At 49.7% G+C, this 25,050-nt stretch carries 15 protein-coding genes and 3 tRNA genes; 7 read left to right on the forward strand and 11 right to left on the reverse strand.

The window, feature by feature from the left end; genetic code table 11:
• Positions 1–20: 20 nt before the first annotated feature.
• Genes CBE68_RS01230 through CBE68_RS01240 form a run of 3 tightly spaced genes read right to left on the reverse strand, consistent with a single transcriptional unit; the run spans position 21 to position 4,249 of the window.
• On the reverse strand, positions 21–2,225 hold the full coding sequence (locus CBE68_RS01230; RefSeq protein ID WP_087504245.1) for a GumC family protein: 2,205 nt from the start codon (positions 2,223–2,225) through the stop codon (positions 21–23).
• A gap of 54 nt (positions 2,226–2,279) precedes the next feature.
• Positions 2,280–2,813 (reverse strand): polysaccharide biosynthesis/export family protein, encoded by a 534-nt coding sequence (locus CBE68_RS01235; protein ID WP_087504246.1) that lies wholly within the window; start codon positions 2,811–2,813, stop codon positions 2,280–2,282.
• 11 nt (positions 2,814–2,824) lie between these two features.
• The gene (locus CBE68_RS01240; protein WP_087504247.1) at positions 2,825–4,249 is read right to left on the reverse strand and encodes an undecaprenyl-phosphate glucose phosphotransferase; all 1,425 of its coding nucleotides are present in this window, start codon (positions 4,247–4,249) and stop codon (positions 2,825–2,827) included.
• A gap of 428 nt (positions 4,250–4,677) precedes the next feature.
• Here CBE68_RS01240 and CBE68_RS01245 point away from each other — a divergent pair, with 428 nt between their 5' ends.
• Together CBE68_RS01245 and CBE68_RS01250 are read left to right on the forward strand one after the other, a co-directional pair.
• Complete coding sequence (locus CBE68_RS01245) at positions 4,678–5,604, forward strand: DUF3369 domain-containing protein (protein WP_087504248.1); 927 nt, start codon at positions 4,678–4,680, stop codon at positions 5,602–5,604.
• The gene (locus CBE68_RS01250; protein ID WP_087504249.1) at positions 5,598–6,935 is read left to right on the forward strand and encodes a sensor histidine kinase; all 1,338 of its coding nucleotides are present in this window, start codon (positions 5,598–5,600) and stop codon (positions 6,933–6,935) included. Before CBE68_RS01245 ends, CBE68_RS01250 begins: the two co-directional genes overlap by 7 nt.
• Before the next feature lie 270 nt (positions 6,936–7,205).
• Here the strand turns inward: CBE68_RS01250 and CBE68_RS01255 are convergent.
• From CBE68_RS01255 to CBE68_RS01265, 3 genes are all read right to left on the reverse strand, one after another.
• Positions 7,206–7,282, reverse strand: a tRNA-Pro gene (locus tag CBE68_RS01255).
• A gap of 36 nt (positions 7,283–7,318) precedes the next feature.
• A tRNA-His gene (locus tag CBE68_RS01260) sits at positions 7,319–7,394 on the reverse strand.
• A 41-nt stretch (positions 7,395–7,435) separates the two neighbouring features.
• Positions 7,436–7,512: transfer RNA gene (locus tag CBE68_RS01265), tRNA-Arg, on the reverse strand.
• 206 nt (positions 7,513–7,718) lie between these two features.
• Between CBE68_RS01265 and CBE68_RS01270 the strand changes: the two genes are divergently transcribed.
• Positions 7,719–8,102, forward strand: coding sequence for a c-type cytochrome (locus CBE68_RS01270; protein ID WP_087504250.1), 384 nt, complete (start codon positions 7,719–7,721; stop codon positions 8,100–8,102).
• A 71-nt stretch (positions 8,103–8,173) separates the two neighbouring features.
• Here the strand turns inward: CBE68_RS01270 and rep are convergent, their stop codons facing one another.
• Positions 8,174–10,189 (reverse strand): DNA helicase Rep, encoded by a 2,016-nt coding sequence (rep, locus tag CBE68_RS01275; protein ID WP_087504251.1) that lies wholly within the window; start codon positions 10,187–10,189, stop codon positions 8,174–8,176.
• A 177-nt stretch (positions 10,190–10,366) separates the two neighbouring features.
• Here rep and CBE68_RS01280 point away from each other — a divergent pair, with 177 nt between their 5' ends.
• From CBE68_RS01280 to CBE68_RS01295, 4 genes are all read left to right on the forward strand, one after another.
• Entirely contained in the window at positions 10,367–11,479 is a 1,113-nt protein-coding gene (locus CBE68_RS01280; protein ID WP_087504252.1) for an efflux RND transporter periplasmic adaptor subunit, read from the forward strand.
• Between the two features lie 12 nt (positions 11,480–11,491).
• Positions 11,492–14,557 (forward strand): multidrug efflux RND transporter permease subunit, encoded by a 3,066-nt coding sequence (locus CBE68_RS01285; RefSeq protein WP_087504253.1) that lies wholly within the window; start codon positions 11,492–11,494, stop codon positions 14,555–14,557.
• A gap of 84 nt (positions 14,558–14,641) precedes the next feature.
• Positions 14,642–14,896 carry a ubiquinone biosynthesis accessory factor UbiK gene (ubiK, locus tag CBE68_RS01290; protein ID WP_087504254.1) on the forward strand — a complete coding sequence of 85 codons (255 nt, stop codon included), beginning with the start codon at positions 14,642–14,644 and terminating at the stop codon, positions 14,894–14,896.
• Positions 14,897–14,923: 27 nt separating this feature from the next.
• A complete protein-coding gene (locus CBE68_RS01295; RefSeq protein WP_087504255.1) occupies positions 14,924–15,784 on the forward strand; it encodes a hypothetical protein in 861 nt (286 codons plus the stop codon).
• Between the two features lie 99 nt (positions 15,785–15,883).
• Here CBE68_RS01295 and CBE68_RS01300 read toward each other — a convergent pair whose 3' ends face one another.
• From CBE68_RS01300 to CBE68_RS01315, 4 genes are all read right to left on the reverse strand, one after another.
• Positions 15,884–19,819: a cellulase family glycosylhydrolase gene (locus CBE68_RS01300; RefSeq protein WP_087504256.1), complete on the reverse strand. Its 3,936-nt coding sequence runs from the start codon at positions 19,817–19,819 to the stop codon at positions 15,884–15,886.
• 476 nt (positions 19,820–20,295) lie between these two features.
• Complete coding sequence (gene ilvA / locus CBE68_RS01305) at positions 20,296–21,849, reverse strand: threonine ammonia-lyase, biosynthetic (protein WP_087504257.1); 1,554 nt, start codon at positions 21,847–21,849, stop codon at positions 20,296–20,298.
• A gap of 342 nt (positions 21,850–22,191) precedes the next feature.
• Positions 22,192–24,036 (reverse strand): dihydroxy-acid dehydratase, encoded by a 1,845-nt coding sequence (gene ilvD / locus CBE68_RS01310; RefSeq protein WP_087504258.1) that lies wholly within the window; start codon positions 24,034–24,036, stop codon positions 22,192–22,194.
• 73 nt (positions 24,037–24,109) lie between these two features.
• A complete protein-coding gene (locus CBE68_RS01315) occupies positions 24,110–25,036 on the reverse strand; it encodes a branched-chain amino acid transaminase (RefSeq protein WP_087504259.1) in 927 nt (308 codons plus the stop codon).
• Between the last annotated feature and the right edge of the window lie 14 nt (positions 25,037–25,050).

Consider the following 25,050-nt stretch of genomic DNA (forward strand, 5'->3'; position numbering starts at 1 on the left):
GATAGTGGTGAAACCAACACTCATGCCGTAACCAGCACCGATTCGTCGGCATAGTAGCTGTAATGTTTGGTGTATTTTTTATCGACTTGATTAAGCACCACACCGTCCATTGCAATGTCATGTTTAAACAATAAATTGGTTAATGCCGTCACTTGGCGGGCGTTGGTAGCGCCAGCTTTAACCACTGCCACCACGCCACCAGCTAGCTTGCCAATGACCAAACCATCTTTGACCATGAGTAGCGGCGGCGTATCGATGACGATGCGGTCGTAACGTTTGGCGAATTGCTCAATCAGATCCGAAAACTTATCCGAGACCAATAATTCTTGCGGATTGACCGGCTTGAGTCCGCAAGGCAATACATCGAGCCCGGCTTGTTTATCGCGATGAATGCATTCCTCTAACGGTGTGCCATTTAACAATGCATTGGTCAGCCCTGCTCGTGCTCTGCTGAGACCAAAGCGCTCGCCAAGGCTGGCGGCGCGCAAATCACCATCAATCAAAAGCACTTTTTCGGTCGAAGCCATAGAAATAGCTAAATTCATCGCCACAGTGGACTTACCCTCTGCAGCAACAGCCGAGGACACAGCAACAATCTTGCGATTATTGTGCAGACTGAGCGACGTTCTGACGCCTCGAATGGCTTCTGCAAACGAGCGCTCATTGGGCTCAAAAAACACCAAATGATCAATCGGCTTTTTGCGATAAAGGGCATTGCGCACTTTGGGAACGGCACCGATAGGATTGAGGCCTAACTTATCTTCAACATCAGCCAATTTGTTCATCACGCTGCTGATGGTCTCTCGAAGCAACACCAAAACCACTCCGAGCATTGCTCCCAAAACCATGGCAAGCGCAACAATTTTGGTACGCTGCGGCTTACTGGGGTGCAGTGGTGTCAACGCGCGATCAGAGAACCGAGCATTGACGGCACGGAAATCGGAAGTAGCCGAGGTCTCTTTTTGCCTCGTGAGGAACAAACGATGTAGCTCTTTGTTGCTGTTCAAATCTCGCTTTAGCGCATCGAACTCCGCTTGTTTTACCGCTAGATGTCGAAACTCGAGCTTCTTTTGCTCTAAATCAGCAGCCAACTGTTGCTCTTGTTGACGAACGGTTGCCAAATCCTTGGTTAAACCAAGCGCCAAACTGTTTAACACGTCGCGAGTACGCTGAGTCATTGCTGCGGCCTCAGCTGTGGCTTCAATCATTCGATCATGCTTCGGTCCGTAGCGTTGTGATAACTCCGACACCTTGCGCGACGCTTCAGTTTCTGCTCGACGCGCATCAAGCAATTGCGGATGCTGGGAAATCGCTTGGATTGTCGATAACGACGTTTCATCCAGTGATTTACCTTGAGAAATGAGACTATTAACTGACTCGGCTTGCCTCCGTCGTTCGCGAACTTCGGCCAATTGCGAGTTCAACTCCTCCAGTTGAGATGACGCCAATTTATCAATCCCAGCCATATCAACTAAGCCCTCTCGTTCAAGAAAAGCGGTCAATTTTTGCTGTGAAAGCTGTACCGCTTGTTCCAATTCTGTCAGCCGAGAACCGAGCCAGGTTGAGGCCTGAGTCGTCATTTGCAAACGCGCATCCAAATTCGATTCAACGTACGCCTCACCAACTGCATTGGCCAACAGCGCAGCAAGCTTTGGATCTTCAGACTCAAAGCTAATTTTAACTAACTGGGTTTGCGGAATGGGATCAATGCTAAGCCGGCTTTTAAACAAATTGAGAACATTGCGGTAGCTGGCCTCCGCAACCTGCTCAGCAGATGGTTGCTGCTTGGGCGGAAACAGATCGTCGAGTATTGGCAAACTCTTGATCTCTGATTTAACCGAATTTATCCAACTTCGTACTGGGTTATTGGGCCGAAATTCTGGACGTTCAGTGAGTTGATAGCGGTCAATGACCTTTGTCGCAATAGCGGTTGATTTGAGGATTTCAAATTGAGTTTGGTAATACTCTTTTTTCGATGAGTCGATACCACTGTATACCTCTTCAATCGATACGGCTCGATTTTGTTCAGCCTCAATCAGCATCACCGCCGTCGCTCGATACAACGGCGTCATCGTCATCGACAAAGCAATCGCAGCAAACATGAACAGCAAGCAACAAGCCAAAATCCAACCTTTGTTGCGCTGCAATATCAACAAATATTTGCTGACATCGATAATTTCATCACCACTGCTGGAGCGGCCATTAATATCAGATTTCAATAACATCGTGCGTCCTTGTCGTGCTGGTCCATCAACATCAATTCAGCTGATCCAGATTGGTTAGAAAAACGATTGCTTGACAACAATAATGTCGCCAGGGCTGATCGACTGCTTCGGTGTTACTTGGGTTACCTGATTGTTGCCTTCGTCAGGGTTGAGCATAATGTTTTCTTTTGCCGCTCGTTCGGTAAAGCCACCTGCCAACGCCACGGCTTTATCTATTGTTAATCCTGGTTGATAGGGGTAGCCCCCCGGTTTATTCACCTCGCCATTCACATAGATCTGTCGAAACGTCACGATCGACACCATGACCTTAGGATTAACGAGGTAGTCACCTCGCAGCTGCTCGGTTAACAGTGCTTGTAACTGGGCGGTGGTTTGGCCTCGAGCATCTAACTCGCCAAGGTAGGGATAATCAAACTTGCCACTATTGTGGAGCATCACATCCATCGACAAGTCGTCTTCTCCGTACACTTGAATACGAAAAGTGTCTCCCGGACCCAATTGATATGAGGCGGCAGTATCAGCCGCAGTCGCAGTGCTCAGCAGTAGCCAGCTGCTAGCGATTAATGAGAACAACCAACGAGTATCCATAGCGCATTCCTTTAGTAGGCATTTTTGCCGATAAATCCTTTGAATACGGTCATCAACACGATTTTCAGATCGAACCAAATTGACCAGTTGCGGATGTAAGCCAAATCAAATGCAATCCGCCCTTCCATCTTCTCGATAGTGTTGGTTTCTCCGCGCCAACCGTTGATTTGAGCCCAGCCGGTAATGCCTGGCTTGACCTTGTGACGCAGCATGTAACCGTCAACAATGGTGCGAAACTCTTCATTGTGAGCCACCGCATGGGGGCGAGGGCCGACAATACTCATTGAGCCTTGCAGCACGTTGAAAAATTGCGGCAATTCATCCAGCGATGTACGCCGCAAGAAAGAGCCAAAACGAGTAATTCGAGGATCGCCTTTGGTTGCTTGCTTCACCACTGAACCATTGTCCATTACTTTCATGGAGCGGAATTTCCAGACTCGAATGCGCCGCCCATCAATACCGTAGCGGTCCTGCTTGAACAGCACTGGGCCAGGCGAGGTCAATTTGATGCCGAGGGCGATTGCTAACATTGGCAACGCAATCATCAGCAGAATCAAGCTAGATAACACCAGATCCTCCACCCGTTTTAGCCACGCCGAGAAGCCCAATAGAGGCGAATCCACCACGCTCATGGTTTGAATTTGGCCGACACGATGCCAGCGAGCGTGCAACATTCGGTAGATCATTAGGTTAGGAATGAGCTGGACATCAATGGTGGTGTCACCACAGCGTTTGATGATTTCCATGATCCGTTGCTCAGCTTTGAGAGGTAGCGCGATGTAGAGCAAATCAATGTGATGCTGACGAGCCAATTCAATAGCATCGTCTACTTTACCCAATAGAAGCTGGCTGCCTTCGGACTGCAATCGACTGGCATCGCGATCATCAAAAAAGCCGATAAACCGGGTACCTAATTGGTCATTGGCGGCGATTTCATTGGCCAGCGCTAAGCCAGCATCTGTCAGACCGACAATACCTGCCCGACGCGAGTTGTAGCCCGCTCGGCGCAGATAAAACAGAAACTGACGATACATGAGTCGCCAAATAGCCATGACCGACCAAGTCACTAGCGCCCATACCACCAACTGTTCGGTCATCAGCCGATCTGGTGGCGCGAAATAGATCAATACCGAAGCCGACAGACCACAGGTGATAGCCCAACTCAAGGTAACCGTTCGAACCAAGTCTTCACCGCGACTAAAACGCCAAGAACGATATAGCTCTAAGCTTTCCGAAGTCAGCATAAAACCAACTGCAGCGCCCAACGCCAGCATTATTTCGGTAGATGTGAGAGGAAGTGACAACACCGAAAGAGAAAACTGTAAGCAAGCAAGGATAATGACCACGTCGATGGCGCGGTATAAAGTGGAAAATTGACTTTGATGAGCCCGCAAGAACCCTGTCGGTTCTGCAGCCGAGGTACTAGTTGAAGTCATGGAGACGCCTCCTTAAATTAAGCAGTTAATTCGGAGGAGGGCATGTCACCATCACAGTTTTGCTATCAATCCTTGCAAACCTGCGGCAATCCATCACCAACCCTAATAACTGCACTATCAAGCAACATCAAGCTCCGCAATCGGACTACAAACGAGCATCCCTTGCACAAAAATCGAACAAAGATCACGTTTTCGACTGGCAAAAATGTGATCTACGCATCATTTGTGCCATGTCGTAAGTCTGGAATGGTTAAATAACACTCACGTGAAATTTTCGTGTTGTTTCCGTGATATTAGGGCCCCTTAGTGGTTTTCTGCGTAACACTCGACTAATGACGCGTTGCAAATCTTTGGTTGCCATCACGCTGAATAATGGTGCGCTCTTCTATATTTAGAGCGAAGTTCAATTATTGGGATTGAGGAATTCTATGGATTGGTTACTCGACGATAAGCCTGAATGTGCGCAAAAAACTCGGCAAAAGCCATGGAAAATAGCCATCGTAGACGATGAGCCGCAAGTACATAAAATTACCAAGCTAGCCTTGCAAGGGTTTGAGTTTGAAAACCGGAGTCTGACGTTTGTGCAAGCATATGACGCCGCAAGCGCTCGTGAACTGTTCCGCCAGCATAATGACATTGCTGTGGTGCTATTAGATGTGGTGATGGATTCCGACGATGCTGGCTTACGGCTTGTTGAGTTTCTTCGCGATGATTTAGGCAATCACTATTCGCGCATTGTACTGCGTACTGGTCAGCCTGGCATGGCCCCCCAGCACGAGGTGGTCAGTCACTATGACATTGATTGCTACCGAGCAAAAACAGAGTTGACTCATCAGGCTCTGACTCAAACCTTTTACACTACCCTGCGCGCCTACCGGGATTTGGTTCGAATGCAGCGCTATCAGCATGGGCTTGAAGCGGTGATCAAAGCCATTTCACAATTCAATGAAGTCGACGACTTTTCTCAATTTGCTCAATCGCTGATGGGCCAAGTCGGCTCAGTACTGAATGCCTATCAAAGCGATTTCATGGTGCACCCGTCAGAGATAGTGACATTGGCAAGAAACAGCCAACAGTCATGTTGGCACCTCAAAGTTGATGATGGCACTGCCAACAATGTCTCTATCGAGACCTATGCCCACCAAGCGATGACAGAGCGGCAAAGTATTTTCCAGCCGCCCGTTCATGCGCATTACTATCGTTCAGCGAAGGGCACTGAATCTGTCTTCGTGATTCAAACAACCGAGCAGCTGTCGGCCGAGGGAGAGCGTTTGCTAGCGATGTTTTCGCAAAATATTGTGCTGATTCTTGAACGCATCATGTGTTCTCAGGAATCAGCTTCTAGCTCATGCTAAGCAAAAGCATCTCTGTCATTATTGAAAAGCTGCAGGCCAGTTATGGTGAGGCATTTTTCAACACCATGACACTGCAGCTCCACCAAATCATTGGGGCCGACTATACCTTTATTGCCCGTCTGAGCAGTGCCAATCAAACATCTCGCACGATTTCTTTGGTCGCCCATGGTGAGATTGTCGAGAATTTTGAATACGCGCTCGCCGATACACCTTGTGCTGATGTTTCACAAGGCTCCGTTTGTGTATATAGGCACGATATCTGCCGTTTGTTTCCTAAAGATCAGCTACTGATCGATATGGAAATTGAAGGCTATGTTGGTACTCCCCTATACGATTCGAGTGGCAGTGTATTGGGGCTTGTCGTCGCCTTATACCAAACTCCGATTGATAACAGTGATGATGTTAAAGCCTTATTCACGCTATTTTCAGGCAGAATTTCGGCCGAAATTGAGCGTTACGAAAAAGAGCAACAACTGATTCACTTTAACCACAACCTTGAGCAGCAAGTGGCACAACGAACCGCCGAGTTAACCGCCACGTTAGAAGAATTGAAAGCCAGCCAACAACAAATGATTGAGCACGAGAAAATGGCTTCCATCGGCCGCTTGGTGGCAGGCATTGCCCACGAAATCAATACGCCTTTGGGCGTTGCCTTGCTCTCTAGTTCAACGATTGATCAAAGTCTAAAAGAGCTGCAACGACAAGTTGATAACAATCACCTCACTCGCAAAACACTGCGCAAATCACTTCAAACAATTGCCGAAGCACAGCAAACCCAGCAGTTCAATATGCAAAGAGCCGCTGACTTAGTACAAAACTTCAAACAAGTGTCATCGGAGCACTATGCCGATCAGCAAGCCAAGATCAATTTAGAGCAATGGCTGCATACCGTGATTGCGAGCCTCAAACCCTTGCTCGATCGCCACCAGATCAGTATTCAACTGAGCTGCCAGCCGCCAGCGATTGAAATGACAACCTATCCGGGTCAACTTGCTCAGATTGTGATTAACTTACTGACCAATGCTGCACAGCATGCATTTCCTGAAGAACAAATGAAAACCTCACCAACGATTAGTGTTGCGGCTCATCAGACCGGCGAACGAGTGCATTTGATTGTGCAAGACAATGGTATAGGCATGACAGAATCGACGCTGACACAGATTTGTGAGCCGTTCTTCACCACCAAGCGTGGCCAAGGTGGCACCGGCTTGGGGATGAGTATTGTCAATAATCTAGTCAGAAATTCGCTGCAAGGCTCTTTATCGATCGACAGTGCGGCGTCGCACGGCACACGAGTGGCGATTTCTCTACCCAACACGCTCGAGGGATAAGAGCCTGCGGCTCTCTGGTCCAACTCTTTGCCCGCTCCGCGGCGATGCGCTACTTCGCGCCTCTGGTTTTTCGCAAACGCCAGAAACGAAAAAGCCCCGCTCTTTCGAGCAGGGCTTTAGAATGGTGGTCGGTGAAGAGGGATAAGAGCCTGCGGCTCTCTGGTCCAACTCTCTGCCCGCTCCGCGGCGATGCGCTACTTCGCGCCTCTGGTTTTTCGCAAACGCCAGAAACGAAAAAGCCCCGCTCTTTCGAGCAGGGCTTTAGAATGGTGGTCGGTGAAGAGGGATTCGAACCCCCGACCCTCTGGTCCCAAACCAGATGCGCTACCAAACTGCGCTATTCACCGACAAATTTTTGCTGACATCACTTCCATTCAAAAGAATGGGGTGGCTGATGGGGATCGAACCCACGACCACCGGAATCACAATCCGGGGCTCTACCAACTGAGCTACAGCCACCGTAGCATATTTTGCCTTCCGAGTCAGTCACTCAGTCGGGCTGGCGCGCCCGAGAGGATTCGAACCTCTGACCTTTGCCTCCGGAGGGCAACGCTCTATCCAGCTGAGCTACGGGCGCTCACTGGCTGTCAGCGGATGCGTATACTACACACGTCCTATGGGCTGGTCTAGTCCTTTTTTAAAAAAATTTTCAGGAAATAAAAATCGATTAAATCACGTTCAATAAAAAACGCACTCACATCGGTTGGTGGTGACAAAATATCCCGATATAATCCTCAGTCTAGTAACCAACAATAACATTTAGAAGCCCGAGGGGATGTACCCATGAAAACGACCTGGCTCCTGGCTGCTGTAGGCCTTTCTGCGTCAGCTTTAGCAATGGCCGCAACAGATAAAGATGCCGAAATTGTCAAACGTATCAAGCCAGTTGGCGACGTTTACCTAGCTGGCGACGAGCCAGTAGCAGCGGCACCAACAGGACCTCGCTCTGGCGATCAGGTCTACAACGCGGTTTGTATCGCGTGCCATACTGGCGCTATCCCAGGTGCTCCTGTTAAAGGCAACGCTGATGATTGGGCGCCACGCTTAGAAAAAGGTCTGGATGTATTGGTCGACCATGCGCTCAATGGTTTTAACGCCATGCCGCCACAGAAAGCAATGGCTTCTGAAGAAGAGATTCGCGCTGCCATTGAGTTTATGAGTAAGTAAGTCATAACTCAGCAGCAAACAAAAACGCCAGCACTTGCTGGCGTTTTTTATGGCCATAGCTGTTGGTTACATTAAGACTTATTTGCCAGCATTGCTTTGAGATTAGCAATATTGGTTTTTGCCGATTGCTGGCGTTGTTGTTCACTAGCAACTTTTCGTGCCTCCCATTGCAAGTCATCCTGTGGCAATTCCAACAAGAAGCGGCTTGGCTCTGGTTTAATGGTCTCACCAAACTGACGGCGGGTTTTACACAAAGTAAACGTCAGTGCCTGTTGCGCTCGGGTAATGCCAACATAAGCGAGGCGACGCTCTTCTTCAATATTGTCTTCATCAACACTGGTTTGGTGCGGCAACAAGCCTTCCTCCATGCCCACCATAAAGACAAATGGAAATTCCAGACCTTTCGAAGCATGCAAGGTCATCAGCTGAACTTGATCGGCACCATCTTCTGATTCATTGCGCTCCATCATGTCGCGAAGCATCAGTCGATTGACAACTTCCTGCAGGTTCATTGGTTCTTCGAGTTCATCACCTTCAAGCATTTCAGTGATCCAGCGATACAACTCAGAAACATTCTTCATCCGCATTTCGGCAGCTTTGGCTGACGCACTGGTTTCATACAACCAGTCCTCATATCCAATCCCCCGAACCAACTCTCTCACTACATCAGTCGATTCAGAGCGCTCAGCATTGTCACTGAGCTCCACCATCCAACGAGCAAATCGTTGTATCTCAGCCCCTGGCTTACCACCAATCACGCTCATCAGGTGATCATCGCACGCCGCCTCATACAGGCTGATTTGCTTTTCGTTAGCGAACAATCCCAGTTTCTGCAGTGATGTCGGGCCAATGCCACGCTTCGGCACATTGACGATCCGCAAGAATGAATTGTCATCATCGGGATTCACCAACAGCTTGAGATACGCCATCATGTCTTTGATTTCTGCACGCGAGAAAAACGACGTGCCACCCGAAATCTTGTACGGCACCCGATTGCGCATCAGCGCCCCTTCAAACACTCGCGATTGATGGTTGCCTCGATATAGCAGGGCATAGTCGCGATAACTGGTTTTGTTGAGAAACTTATGCGCCATCAACTCAGAAATCACCCGATCAGCCTCATGTTCTTCATCGCTCGCGAATAGCACTTTTAGCGGCACGCCATAGCCCAATTCACTGAACAGTTTTTTGTCGAACACATGGGGGTTATTTTCAATCAGAATGTTGGCCGCTTTTAAGATCCGGCCACTGGAGCGGTAGTTCTGCTCGAGTTTGATTAAACGCAGGCCCGGAAAGTCCTTTTTCAACAATTCCAAGTTTTGCGGGCGGGCGCCACGCCATGAGTAAATCGATTGGTCGTCATCGCCGACCACGGTAAATTTGGCATTGTCGCCAACAATAAGCTTTACCAAATCATATTGAGCGGTGTTGGTATCTTGATATTCGTCCACCAACAAATAACGTATTTTGTCCTGCCAGCGTTGACGAACCTCGGCATTTTGCTTGAGCAATAAACAGGGCAATAGGATCAGATCATCAAAGTCTAACGCATTGTAGGCGGTCATCTGATCCTGATAGCGCTGATAGAATGTCGCCATCATTTGCTCATGCTCTCCCTGAGCTTGCGCCAAAGCAGCTTGCGGCGACAACATTTCGTTTTTCCAGTTGGAAATCGCTGAAATCAACTGGCGAATAAGATCTTTATCGTTATCCCACTCATCTTCGGTCAATGCCGCTATCAATGCCGTCGCATCATGCTCATCAAACAACGAGAAATTTTCTTTCAGGCCAAGCGTCCGATGTTCGCGCCGAATGATCGTCAGTCCAAGGGTGTGAAAAGTTGACACCATCAGGCCCCGGGCTTCGGCTTTGCCCAATGTTTGGCTAACCCGTTCGCGCATTTCGCGCGCGGCCTTGTTGGTAAAGGTCACCGCGGCGATATTTCTAGCTTTATAGCTACACTGTTGAATCAGGTAAGCAATTTTATTGGTGATAACTCGCGTCTTACCGGAGCCAGCGCCAGCGAGCACCAAACAAGGACCAGAAATGTACTCAACAGCTTGTTGTTGACCGGGGTTTAGCTTCATGAACGAACCTCAAAATGTAGGGCGGTATTGTAACCCAGCCCAGCGAGTTATCATGCAAGCAGCGTTAAAAATTAAAAATAGTTAATATTAACAATCATTTAACTATGCGATGTACGCATAAACTATATACTTGCGTATCTTTAATTGTGCCATCTCAAAATGTTTGGACTTTAGCTCATGAAAAAGTGGTATGCGTGGATGATTGTTCTGGTGATCGCCTTGCTCGGATCGGTCATCGGATTTAACTTTTTTAAAGCACACATGATCAGCCAATACTTGGCCAATAGCCCTGCACCGACTTTCCCAGTGACCGTCACCAAGGTTTCGCTTCAGGATTATGTGCCTCGTATTAGCGCATTTGGTTTTATCGAACCTTACCGCGGCGTCACCTTAGCGAGTGAAGAAAACGGCACAGTGCAGTCGATTAGCTTTGAGTCAGGTCAGCAAGTGGCTCAAAATCAGGTGTTGGTCGTGCTTGATTTGGAAGTCGAGCAAGCCAATTTGGAAGCAGCGTTAGGCCGCATGCCAGCAACTGAGCGACAAAAAGACCGGATGATTAAGCTGTTCAAGCGAGGCTCGGTATCCGAAGGCGAGAAAGATAGTGCCGTGGCCGAGTACCTGACGCTGAAAGCAGAGATCGAATCACTCAAAGCCAGTATTGATCGCCGCACCATCGAAGCACCATTTGATGGCGTCGTCGGTTTACGCAATGTCTATCTCGGCCAGTATTTGCAGTCTGGTGATGACATCGTCCGGTTAGAAGATATCTCGACCATGCGGATTCGCTTCACCATTGCCCAAACTGACTTGTCGAAAGTTTTTGTCGGCCAGAAAATTGAAGTCGACGTCGACAGCTTCCACGAAACCTTTGATGGCCAAATCACCGCTATTGAGCCAGCGGTCGCCTATCAGTCCGGTACCGTGCAAGTGCAAGCCGACATACCGAATGATAATGGCAACCTACGCTCAGGCATGTTTGCTCGCGTCGCCATTATCCAGCCAACCATGACCGATCAGATTTTATTGCCGCAAAGTGCGATTAACTTCACTTTATACGGCGAAAGCGTCTATGTGCTTGATCGTTCAGGCGGTAACGAAGGCGACATTAGGGCACGCCAAACAACAGTCAAGGTTGCAGGCCGACATGGCGATCTGGCATTGATTAGTGAAGGGTTAGCGGCTGGCGAAGAAGTCGTGGTCACCGGTCAGGTACGTCTCTCCAACGGTAGTTTGGTTCGCATCGTCGAGTCCAATGCATTGGAACTACCCGCCCAACTACCGCGGTTGTAATCGGAGTCTGCCATGCGTTTTACCGATACGTTTATTCGTCGCCCGGTGCTTGCTGTTTCAATCAGCCTGTTGCTGGTGTTGCTGGGGTTGCAGGCGTTGCGCGATATGCAACTGCGTGAATACCCAGAAATGACCAACACGGTGGTCACAGTCACGACCAGCTATTGGGGAGCCAATGCTGACTTAATTCAAGGCTTTATTACCCAGCCGTTGGAACAAGCTATTGCCCAGGCTGACAATGTCGATTTCATGACCAGCCAATCATCATTGGGCTCAAGCACCATCACGGTTCAGATGAAACTGAACACGGATCCTAATGCAGCATTGGCAAACATTCTCGCCAAGGTTAATTCCGTGCGATCGCAGCTGCCCAGTGAAGCAGAAGATCCGGCGGTGGACATGTCAACCGGCTCGTCCACCTCGGTAATCTATATTGCCTTTACCAGTCCAGAATTGAATGCCAGTCAAATCAACGACTACTTAGAACGCGTCATTCAACCGCAATTGTTCACTATTCCCGGCGTCGCCAAGGTCAACCTTTATGGCGGCATTAAGTTCGCTTTGCGGGTCTGGCTTGATCCGCAAAAGATGGCGGCGTTGGATTTAACCGCCACTGAAGTCGCCCAAGTGCTGGAAGCCAATAACTTTCAGTCTGCCCCTGGCCAGGCCGTTGGAGTGTTTAACCTCTACAACGGCGAAGTGAATTCTCAGGTCACCAGTACCGAAGAACTGGAGCGCATGGTCGTCGCTAGCCGAGGCGGTTCAGTGATTCGCTTAGCGGATATTGCTGAAGTATCGCTGGAGAAAAGTCGCGATAGCTATCGCGCTATTGCCAATGGCCGCAATGCTGTGGTGGTGGGGATGGATGCCACGCCTACGGCGAATCCGCTCGACATTACCAAGGATGTCCGAGCTATGATGCCGAATCTGGCAAAAAACCTGCCGGATACGATCGAAATGAAGGTGCTGTATGACTCAACGCTCGCCATTGAAGAGTCAATTGATGAAGTCATCCGCACCATCGTTGAAGCTGGCATCATCGTGTTAGTGGTGATCACGCTATTTCTTGGTAATTTCCGTGCCGTACTGATCCCGGTGATTACCATACCGCTGTCACTAATTGGCGTTATTATGGTGATGGCCATGTTCGGCTTCTCACTCAATTTAATGACGCTATTAGCGATGGTATTGGCCATTGGCTTGGTGGTGGATGACGCCATCGTGGTAGTTGAAAACGTCGACCGGCACATCAAGATGGGCAAAGGACCATTCGAAGCCGCAGTCATCGGTACCCGTGAAATTGCCGTACCGGTTATTGCTATGACCATTACCTTAGGCGCTGTGTATGCCCCGATTGCGCTAATGGGAGGAGTCACCGGCTCGCTATTTGCCGAATTTGCCCTAACCCTAGCCGGTTCGGTGTTTATTTCTGGCATCGTGGCATTAACCCTGTCACCGATGATGTGCTCCAAATTGCTGCAACCCCATACTGAGCCGAATCGTTTTGAGCAAGGGGTTGAGCGCGTACTGAACGCAGTGAACCGAAGCTATGATCGCTGGCTACGAGCGGTGCTGGATCATCGTCCCGTGGTGGTAGTGTTTGCCGCCTTAGTGTTCCTCAGCTTGCCGTTGCTGTTTCGATTTATTCCGTCCGAGCTGGCGCCGAGTGAGGATAAGGGCGGCTTTATGATGATGGGTAAAGCGCCGGCAACAGCCAACCTTGACTATATCCAGAATCATGCCCAAGAGACCGCTGAGAAGGTCGCTGAACTTGATGCCGTAGATTCTTGGCTTGCCTTTTCCGGTGTACCGCAGTCGAACATGGCAATGGGTATTATGAATCTAAAAACGTGGTCGCAACGGGAGGACTCACAAGCCGAAGTGATCAAGCAAACCTCGGGGATGATTGCTGACTCTGCCGGTTTAGCCATTTCCGCATTCTCATTCCCAGAGTTGCCGGGAGCCTCAAGTGGCCTGCCAGTGCAAATGGTGATTAGCACACCCAATAGCTTCGAGAGCTTGTTTGAAGTTGCCAGCCAGATGTATGAGCAGATAAAGGTGAGCCCCTATTTCGTCTATAGCGAGATGGATTTGGCATACGACTCGGCGACCATGAAAATCAAAATCGATCGCGACAAAGCTGGCGCTTATGGCATTACCATGCAAGACATTGGCTTAACGTTATCGACCTTAATGAGCGATGGTTACATCAATCGAGTGGATCTCGATGGCCGTGGCTATGAAGTCATTACCCAAGTACCTCGCGAGCTCAGGCTCAACCCAGAATCAACAGCCAGCTACTATGTTCGTGCAGCCAACGGCCAGGCCGTGCCTCTATCTGAGTTGATTACCATTGACGTCAAGGGGCAACCTCGCTCACTGCCACATTTCAATCAACTCAATTCGGCGACTATAGGTGGTGTCGCAATGCCTGGCTCATCAATGGGCGATGTCGTCAGTTACCTCGATCAACTTGCCGCCGAGCAGTTACCAACGGGCTATCAATACGACTACCTCGGTGAATCTCGCCAATATGTGGAAGAGGGCGCAGCCTTGTATGAGACCTTTTTGTTGGCGCTGGCAATCATTTTCTTAGTGCTTGCGAGTCAATTCGAAAGTCTCCGTGATCCTTTAGTCATTCTGGTATCAGTGCCACTGGCTGTCTGTGGCGCCCTAATCGCCATGGCGTGGGGCTTAAGTACCATGAACATCTACGCTCAAGTCGGTTTGGTCACCCTGATTGGCCTGATAACCAAACACGGTATTTTGATCTGCGAAGTGGCCAAAGAAGCACAGCTACATCATGGCAAAAACCGTGTCGAGGCAGTGATTGAAGCGGCAAGCATTCGTTTGCGCGCCATTTTGATGACCACACTATCTATGGTCGCGGGGTTGATCCCATTGCTCATGGCTTCAGGTGCAGGTGCGGTAAGTCGATTTAGTATTGGCTTGGTGATCGTTGCTGGGTTAATGATTGGTACCATTTTTACCTTGTTTGTGTTGCCGGTTATCTACACCTTTCTGGCTTCTGAACATAAACCACTGGCGCCTTTGCCTGATGCCGCAAATTCGCCTTAAATCGGTTAGACCCAGCGGTTCCGCTGGGCCGTCCGAGGCGCTACAATGCCTGCTGAAAATGGCGCCTAACCGAAGGAATACGGCATGATTAATCCATCAAAACTCGAAGAAATCGCTCGGCAAATCGCCGAATCTATGCCTTCTGGCGTCAAGCAATTCGCTGGTGACGTGGAAAAGCAGGCGAAAACCGTATTACAGGCTCAGCTCAGCAAGCTCGATCTCGTCACCCGAGAGGAGTTTGATGTACAAAATCGCGTGCTATTAAAAACTCGACAAAAATTAGAGCAACTTGAGGCCACCGTTGCTGAGATGGAGGCTACACTAAAAGCCAAGGATTAATACCAATCCGCCAGCAAGGGATGCGATATGAAGTGGCTTGCGGACAACGCCCGTTTCACTCTGCTCTATAAACATCTATCAAACCGCGCCAGTGCCAACGAAACTGAAATTCCCAAGCACTGGCAGGCGAAGTTAGCGGCCGAACTAGACCAAGCGAACAAGCAAGCTTGGCGACAGCGCAACGGCCGACAAAAACTACTACACCTCTGTGAAAAACACAGTCAATTTGGCGCTGCGGGTCTACAACCGAGGCACTGGTTGCGCGCTTTGCGCTACCTTGAACGGTACCCAGTGAAATTTGGCCATGTGATCATTATTGCCATTTTGTTGCTTGGCATTACCTTGATTCACACTGATTATTTGTTGCTTGAGGTCAATCGCCAATTCGAAGCAGAATCCCAGGCGATGCCAACACTCAGTCATTGGTTGTTAAATAACGGTATGCTCATCGCATACTTACTCGTAGCGCTGGCCATTGCCATCAGCATCGGCCTGAAGCTCCAATACCAGACCTTGATTCGAGGCTTGCGCGGACTCAATTTGCACAGTCATTGGCTCGGCCCTTATTCGGTCTCACATATGAATACCGCCGTCAGTATCTTCCTGCTCAGTAAGCTGCCGCAGCCAGAATTGGCGAACCATTTAGCGCCTCAAGATCAAAAACGCATTCAACAATTGAGTCATCAACACGAATTGAGTTTTATGGCGCAGGATAAAGACTGTGCCGAACTATTGCTCCATCAACATGTTCATGCCGCACTGCATGCCAACACTCGATTGCAAAAAGTACTTGCCTACGTTAGCTATCTGCTGATGGCGGCATGGTTTTGCACCCTGATGCTAGGAATGTCACAAGCGTTTCTCGATTGGGGCAAGCTCGGATTGTAAATCAGGCGCTATTTCCCCAGGCCACCGTTTGCCGCTTCTCAATAAGCAAAAATGCCACTCACCCTAGGGTAAGTGGCATCAATTGAAGCTCGTGGAGTTTTACTGACCAATCAGGCTCTGATACTGACTAGAATACCCTTTGATGATGTCACACACTGGTTGGTGAAGCTCAAGGTTAATGGTGTTACCTTCAACGTTCAGACCCGGTGCTCCCAAGCCGGTAATTGCCAGTTCACTGTCATCAATGGTGCAATAGAACTGGAATCCGTCGTTGTTGGCTGACCAGCCACCGGAGTATTCACCATAAGGACCGCTGCACCACTGGCAATCCCCTTCCAAGCCGTTACCCCATTCAAGGCCACTGAGCTGCCAACTGAGCATGCCACCAATGGCATCTCGGTTTTGCCATGCCAGCGCATACCAGTCTGCAAACACTTGGGTACGTTTAGCCAAACCGTCAGCAATAGTTGCAGTAACATAAGCAGCTCCTTCAGGCGCATTGTCTGGACGCTTAACATTGGCCGGCCAGCTGAACTCACCAAGGTAGGCTGGTTTGTTCAAATCGCGGGCTAAATCGGCCAACTGGCTGATGTTGTCAAGCGTTTGCTGATCGGTCATGTTCCACCACGTTGGATACAGGTGAGCGCTAATTGCATCAATATCCGGGTGGTCGTTCAGGGCTTTCAAGGCTGCATAGCTATCACCGCTGCCATTGAAGTCAAACGATGACTCCATACCAATAGAAATCAATTGCTGTGGTGCTTCTGAACGAATGTGCGAAGCAATGTCATCAACCCAGTCGGTGAAACCGCTGGCAATGCGTGGCTCGTTCGCCAGTTCCCACATCATGATGGTTGCATCTTCGTTGTACTTTAAACCGGTGATCTCGTTGGTGTGGTTCAACAAATTGCTGATAAAGGCCTTAAATTGCGCCCGACCAGTCAGATCGGAGTAGTTACCATAATCGGCAATGCGACCAAAGTAGTCCCACTCATCAGCCAAGCTCAACACTAACTTCATATTGTACTGGGCGGCCAACGCCACATAGTTGTCAAACAGTTCAAAACTGCGGTCGATAATGGCTTGCTCAGCGGCTGTTCTCTCAGCAGCAGATTTTGACAAGATAAAGCTGTCGCCACTTTGCTGGTTGATGCAGACGCCATCGTGAGTGCCTTCATCGTTACAGAACATCCAGGTACGAATCGTGTTCAATCCCAACGCTTCGGCACGTTTAAACACATCCTCGGCCATGGCTTCTGGTTTATACATCAGATAGAACTGGTTGGTACCATTGAAATACCAAGGCTGTCCATCCAAGGTAAACTGTGAGCCGTTAGTCTGAACAAAGCTACCGGTTTGCTTTTCACCGACAAAGACGCCAACTGAATCGATAATGCTGGTGCCATCGATGCTCAAGTTCACTCGATAGAAACCATCTTCAGCAACGTTAATCAGCAATGGGCTAGTACCACTGTAGCTCACCTTATCGCCACCATTAACCTGATAGCTAATCGCACCCGAACCGCCTAGCTCATAGTCAATGCGAATCGCCTGACCACTGGGCAATTCAGCACCCGCCGCTGGCGAGGTAATGGCTAAATTACCAAGGTAGGCGACTTCTGCTCCAGTTAAATGGACATAGCCCCAATGAGTATTGGTGTTTTCAACACGAATACCCGCGCTATGGTTTCCGACTTCAAGGTAGGAGTCGAGAGTCACCACATGGCTGCCATTTGCCGGTGAGGTGAATTCTTTCTTCACGCCATTTAAGAAGGCTTGGTTGACTCGATTGTCACTGGTCGGGTTCGTCACCATCAGAGAGACACGGTATTGACCCGGCTCGGTGACAGAGAAGTCCCAACCGGCGGCAGACCCAGCAGCTGAATTTTCGATTTGGATATAATCAGCTTCAATGGTCACTGGCTGGGATGTCACAGACGAGTTTGCCGCATCGGCTATCGCCAGCTCAGTAACTTCTGTTCCAACTTCAGAACCTCCGCCGCCAGTTTCACCACCACCGCCGGTTTCGCCGCCGCCACCAGTTTCACCACCACCGCCGGTTTCACCGCCGCCGCCAGTCTCGCCGCCACCGGTACCGCCTTCGGCAAAGTACTCAGGGTCAATCGCGATTACCGTGTTCTGAATACCGTAGGTGGAGTTGACGATGTCTTGGCCATGCTGAGTTAGCTCGTAGGCCGTGTAAGACCAAGACATATCGAGCATTTCCTGACCACTGCCGTTGCCACGCCAAGACCACGCAACCCAGCCCAAGTCATTGGATTGTGCTTGTTCCATGATCCGGAAGTGATCGGTTGTTTTACCGCCGGCATAGTGATTATTGCGACCAAATTCACCAATGATAACTGGCAACTCTAGACCTAACAGGTAATTGATTCGGCTGTCCACCTCGCCGGTTGTTGACCACTCATAGTAGCCATGCACGGAAAAAATCGTGTTGCCCAGCGAATCGGCGGCAAGCACATCGGCAGCGCCGTCGAAATAGTATGGGTTATGGCCCCAATCCCCCGCATCAATAACCAAAGGTACATCAATGCCACCTTCTCGCAGCTTCTGCACCGCGGTGATGTATGTATCGCGCCATACGGAGGCATTTTGGCCCCACTCATTGGCAATATTGATCATTAAGTAGGGTTTGTACTTGTCATCACGAACCACATCACCCCAGATCTCAAGCCACTTACTAACTGCATCGCGATTGGATGCATCGCCATCGTAAATCGCTTTTGGATCACTACCACCGGTGATCATGTAGTAGTTGTTGCTGTCTTCCCAGAACATTGGCATGGCGATCATATCGTGGGCAATGATCTCATCGAGCGCCGCTCGCAACTGCGCAGCGGTGGTATCATCGCGCAACTGCAAGCGAACCACGTTGGCGCCAGTTTCGGCGATCATGGCAATGGATGGGAACTTCGTGTCCGGGTCATCACCATACTGGAGGTTGACTCCGCGCATAATAAAGCGTGAGCCATCGGCTAAGTAAATATCATCGCCATCGACATAGATGGTCTCAGCAGTGATTGCTTGAGGCACGCTAGTGGCATCATACGGATCACTGCCAGCGGCCAGCTCGGCATTGTTGCCATAACCGTCGCCGTCACTGTCGAGCCACTCCGTTGGATCGTTGACAAAGGCATCGCCATTGTCGCCGTAGCCATCACCATCAGAATCGGCCCATTCGGTCGGATCATTCGGGAACAAATCTTCGCTATCGACAACACCGTCACCATCGCTGTCGAGCGGCTGTTGATTCAGCCCAGAAATAACGGCTTCAGTGATAAAGATGTAACCCCACTGGCTGCGGGCATCAACGCCCAAGGTATGGCTGCCGGCACTTAGATTTAGGGTAATGATGTGGCTTTCTTCGTGGTCATGGGTACCTGACGTAACCGCTTCGACCTGATCATCGACAAAGAAATTATTGATCTTTGAACCGTATGGCGAGCGGTATTTGATGACGACCTGATACTCGCCACTGACAGGGACGTTCACTTGCCATTGAGCCAAGCCTTTGGCGAGATTAATTTCATCATTAGTCAATGAAGCTCCGTCACTGAGTTGAGCTTCAACCGCTGGCAGTATGATGTCACCAGTTGGATCCGGATCGGGCTCGATTGGCGGTTCAATTGGCGGCTCGGCTGGCGGATTGTTTGGTTCACCATCGGTAGGTGAAACCTGAACCGTCAATGGCGTACTGCTGCCATCGCTGAAATAGACTTGGTACTGGTACTGACCCGGACTCAGTGATTCGAGAAAATCGGATCTGATGTACAGGGTATTATTTGCGTTGTAGTAATCACTCACCTCGCTTAAATACCAAAATCCGGCCCCAGGGTCTGGCAGCAGTGAAACGCTCGCATCTTGGTTGCTCTGCAATTGGTAGGTGATTTGTTGTGGCGATATTTCACCTGCTAGCAGTTGGGCTGAAGCACATATAGCGGGAACTGCCAGTGCAGCAGCCACTATTTTCAGTTTAGGTTTGGTACCGTTCCGGGCACCTCGTGTAATGGCCATGTAAAACCTCTGTTGATACACATTTTTGTTGTTATTGATGCACCTTTTATTGGTGCTACCGATCAACTACCAGATACAATCTGTAACCGGTTACATTTCTGGTTAGAATTACCTTGGCTCTCGAACCAAAGGCCCCCCCTATATGCGTGAGCCAACGAAAAATGTAAAACAAAAGTAAAAATACACTGGTTAATTTGTGATCAGCTTTGAGTTATTTCACTGTTTCATCAAGATGATCATTGTTACAAAATATCGGCTTTCATCATCGCTGTTAAGATTGAAAAAAGCATATATATTTCATTATGTTGCAATTACCAAGAGAGATTTGGATACGGTAAGAGTGAGCAGGATATGGTGGACAAACGGCGGTTAAGAAATGCCATGACTAATACAGCAATGGTCATGAACCAACCGCTTGGATTTGGCGTTGACGACAGCAAGCACGCTCCATGCTTGCTGTATGGCGATAGCTATCGTTACTTTAGAAAAGCTTGATAAGCTGGGTTATTGGTCTCATCGTGCCATTCATAACCGACCTGCTCTAAGAACTGGTGGAATGACGCCTCATCGGCATCCGGCACTTCAAAGCCAGCAAACACTCGGCCATAAGCCGCACCATGATTACGGTAGTGGAATAGAGTGATATTCCACTGTTCTCCAAGCGTATTGAGGAACTTAAGCAACGCGCCTGGGTGCTCTGGGAATTCAAAACCCAGCAACTTTTCTGGCACATTGCGGTGTGGATGACCACCAACCATATAACGAATATGCAGCTTGGCAAGCTCGTTGTTGGTCAAATCAATGGTGTTGTAACCTTGCTGCTGAAGATCATCGATAAGTGCCAAGCGTGCCGCTTCATCTTCGACCTTGACTCCGACAAAGATATTGGCGCTCTGATTGTCAGCAAAGCGGTAGTTGAATTCGGTAATACCACGACCTGATAGCGCTTCACAGAATTGACGGAAACTGCCTTTGCGCTCAGGAATGGTAACGGCCAACACCGCTTCTTTACCTTCGCCCAACTCGGTGCGCTCGGAGACGTAACGCAAGGTATGGAAGTTTAGGTTGGCACCACTCAAAATTGCTGCCAATTGTTGATCGGCTAACTCATGTTGCTGAGCGTACTTTTTCAACCCCGCCAACGACAGCGCACCGGCAGGCTCGGCGATGGCACGCATGTCGTCAAACACGTCTTTAATTGCCGCACAGATCTCATCGGTTGACACGGTGATGACATCATCCAAATGCTGATAGCAAACTCGGAAAGTTTCCGCGCCAATCCGTTTCACCGCCACCCCATCGGCGAACAAACCGACGCTATCCAAATCTGACGGCTGACCATGTTTCCACGCCTCAGCTAAACAAGCTGAATCTTCGGCTTCAACGCCAATCAACTTAATATCAGGGCGCAACTGCTTGAGATAAACCGCTACTCCAGCAGCTAAACCACCACCGCCAACCGGTAGGAACACGACATTCAGCTGTTGCGATTGTTGCAGCATTTCCATGCCGCAAGTGCCTTGACCGGCAATGACATCACAGTCATCGAATGGCGGAATCAGCGTCATGCCTTCTTCCACCGACAAGCGACGCGATTCGGCACTAGCAGCATCGAAGTTGTCGCCAAACTGAACCACGTTACCCCCCAAACGACGCACCGAATCCACCTTAATATCAGGCGTGGTGGTTGGCATCACGATAGTCGCTTTAATGCCCAGCTTGGCCGCTGACATGGCAACGCCTTGAGCATGGTTGCCAGCCGATGCAGCTACAACGCCACGGGCCTTTTGCTCGTCGCTTAGACCCAACAATTTGTTGTAGGCACCGCGCAGCTTGAAGGAGTGGACAGGTTGTAAATCTTCACGTTTAAGCAACACTTCACAACCCAACCGAGCCGAGAGTTTTTTCATGTGCTGCAACGGTGTCACTTCAGCTAAGTCATAAATCGGCGCCAGCAAAATCTTCCGCAGGTACTCTGCGTCCGTAGGTTGCTGAAGCTGTAAATCGACGACTTTTTGCTGTTGGGACATGATGATTCTCTCGTTTGCTATGACTGCTATTTTTTTACTGTTCAGTGTTGCTGTTAGTTGTTTCTATATCGTGTTGCGACTGATTTATTCAGTCACAACGCCTACCATTCGCGGCCTTTTTGCTCCAACAGCCGATTCCCTTCTGCCGCTTCAACGATCCAGCGGCTCTAATACCCTAAATAATTGGGATTGCTGCTAGGCGGCCAACGCCCTCCGGCATCCTCAAAGCAATTGGAAATATATCGAGGCGATAAGGCAACTAAGCCCCACGAGCGTAGATAACTACGTGACTGGGGTTAGTTGCCGCCATCAACGACGAGATATTTTCAAGGGCGCAGAGGATTACAGTTTGCTAGTGTCGCGAACTGCACCCTTATCCGCACTTGTTGCCAGCATTGCATAAGCTTTCAATGCATTGCTAACCACACGTTCACGATTGACTGGCTGCCATGGCTTGTCGCGCGCTTCCATCGCCGCTTTACGGGCTGCTAGCTCTTCTTCCGAAACATTCAACTCGATGGTCCGGCTTGGGATATCAATGGCAATCTCATCACCGGTTTCCACTAAGCCAATAATGCCGCCTGAAGCAGCTTCTGGGCTTACATGACCAATCGACAAACCAGACGTACCGCCAGAGAAACGACCATCGGTCAGCAGGGCACACTTCTTACCTAAGCCCATCGACTTGAGGTAGCTGGTTGGATACAACATTTCTTGCATCCCTGGGCCACCTTTCGGGCCTTCGTAGCGAATGACAACAACTTCGCCCGCTTGCACTTCGCCACCCAAAATGCCCGCTACGGCATCATCTTGTGATTCATAAACACGGGCAGGGCCTTTGTGAAGAAGGTTTTCTTCTTCGACACCGGCAGTTTTGACGATACAGCCGTTCTCAGCGATGTTGCCTGACAATACTGCCAAACCACCTTCTTCAGAGAAGGCATTTTCAAACGAGCGGATACAACCTTCGGCACGATCATCATCCAAAGTATCCCAACGACAATCTTGCGAGAATGCCTTGGTGGTGCGAATACCTGCAGGACCTGCGCGATACATGGTTTTGACGTCTTCGTTTTCAGTCACCATGATGTCGTATTCGGTCAATGTTTGGATCATGGTCTGACCCAGCACATTCTTGACCTCGGTATTGAGCAAACGAGCACGTGCTAACTCACCCAAAATACCAATCACGCCACCAGCGCGGTGGACGTCTTCCATGTGATATTTATTGGTTGATGGCGCCACTTTACACAGCTGTGGCACTTTGCGACTCATGGCATCAATATCATCCATGGTGTAGTCAACGCCTGCTTCTTGCGCGGCTGCCAACAAGTGCAACACCGTGTTGCTTGAGCCACCCATGGCGATATCCAGCGCAACCGCATTTTCAAAGGCTTCACGACAAGCGATCGCTCGTGGCAAGACGCTATCATCATCTTCAAAGTAATAACGCTTAGCTAAGCCAACAATGCGCTCACCGGCCTTTAAGAACAGTTGTTCGCGATCAGCGTGCGTTGCCAGCAAGGAGCCATTTCCCGGCTGCGACAAGCCCAGCGCTTCGGTCAAACAGTTCATCGAGTTGGCGGTAAACATACCTGAGCACGAGCCACAAGTCGGGCAGGCGGAACGCTCGACTTGCTCAGTTTGTTCGTCAGAGATATTTGGATCGGCAGCTTGAACCATGGCATCCACCAGATCCAGCTTGATGATTTGATCGGAAAGCTTGGTTTTACCGGCCTCCATTGGACCACCAGAAACGAAGATCACAGGGATGTTCAAGCGCATTGCGGCCATCAGCATACCTGGGGTGATCTTGTCACAGTTGGAGATACACACCATGGCATCGGCACAGTGGGCATTCACCATGTATTCAACCGAGTCGGCGATTAGCTCGCGCGAAGGCAGTGAATACAACATGCCACCGTGGCCCATAGCGATACCATCATCGACCGCAATGGTGTTGAATTCTTTAGCAACGCCACCCGCTTGTTCAATCGCACCGGCGACCAATTGACCCAAGTCTTTTAGGTGCACATGACCTGGTACAAACTGAGTGAATGAGTTCACTACCGCAATAATGGGTTTGCCAAAATCTTCTTCTTTGGTGCCTGTTGCACGCCACAAGGCGCGCGCGCCGGCCATGTTACGGCCTTCGGTTGTTGTTGCTGAACGCAATGGTCTAGGCATACGTCCTCCAAATCTCGTCTAATTCTGAACAGCAGACCCGGCCTTAGCCGGGTCTGAAAAAAGTAGTAATGGATTAGCTGTTGACGTAGTCCAACCAGCCCCATTTGTCTTCGGTTTCACCACTGAACAAGCCGAAGTACATTTTTTGGATTTTCTCAGTCACCGGGCCACGTTTGCCTTCGCCAACTTGGATGCCGTCAACCGAGCGGATTGGTACCACTTCAGCGGCGGTACCACACATGAAGATTTCATCCGCTAGATACAGTGCTTCGCGAGCAATGGACTCTTCGCGCACTTCGTAGCCCAGCTCTTTGGCCAAAATGGTCAAGGTGTCGCGCGTGATGCCCGGCAAGATGCCTGCCGTTGTTGGTGGCGTGTACAACACGTTGTTACGAACAATGAAGATATTCTCGCCTGAACCTTCAGAGATCTGACCGTGAATATCCAACGCAATACCTTCGGCATAGCCATGGCGGCCAGCCTCGCCAGCAATCAGCTGTGAAGACAAGTAGTTACCGCCAGCTTTGGCGCCCGTTGGCATGGTGTTTGGTGCCAAGCGATTCCAGCTTGAGACACCAACATCAACGCCAGCTTCTAAGCTGCCTTCGCCCAAGTAGCTACCCCACTCGAACGCAGCAATAACGACGTCAGACTTAGCTTCTGGATTGGCACGCAAGCCCAAACCGATATCACCCAAGAAAGCAGCGGGGCGGATGTACGCATTTTTCAGATCATTGCGACGGATCAGCTCACGGGTCGATTCCATGATCTCGTCAGCGCTGAAATTGATGTTAATGCGATAAATCTTGGCCGAATCGAACAAACGCTTGGTGTGGTCTGGGTGACGGAACACTGCCGGACCTTTCGGGGTGTTGTAAGCACGGACGCCCTCAAAAACCGATGAGCCATAGTGGATAGCGTGACTCAACACGTGAACTTGGGCGTTTTCCCAAGGCATGATTTCACCGTTGAACCAGATAAATTCAGCTTTTGCAGCCATGTTCAATACTTCCT

It is taken from the genome of Neiella marina, assembly GCF_002165625.1.
In the GTDB taxonomy this organism is placed as follows: Bacteria; Pseudomonadota; Gammaproteobacteria; order Enterobacterales; family Neiellaceae; genus Neiella; species Neiella marina.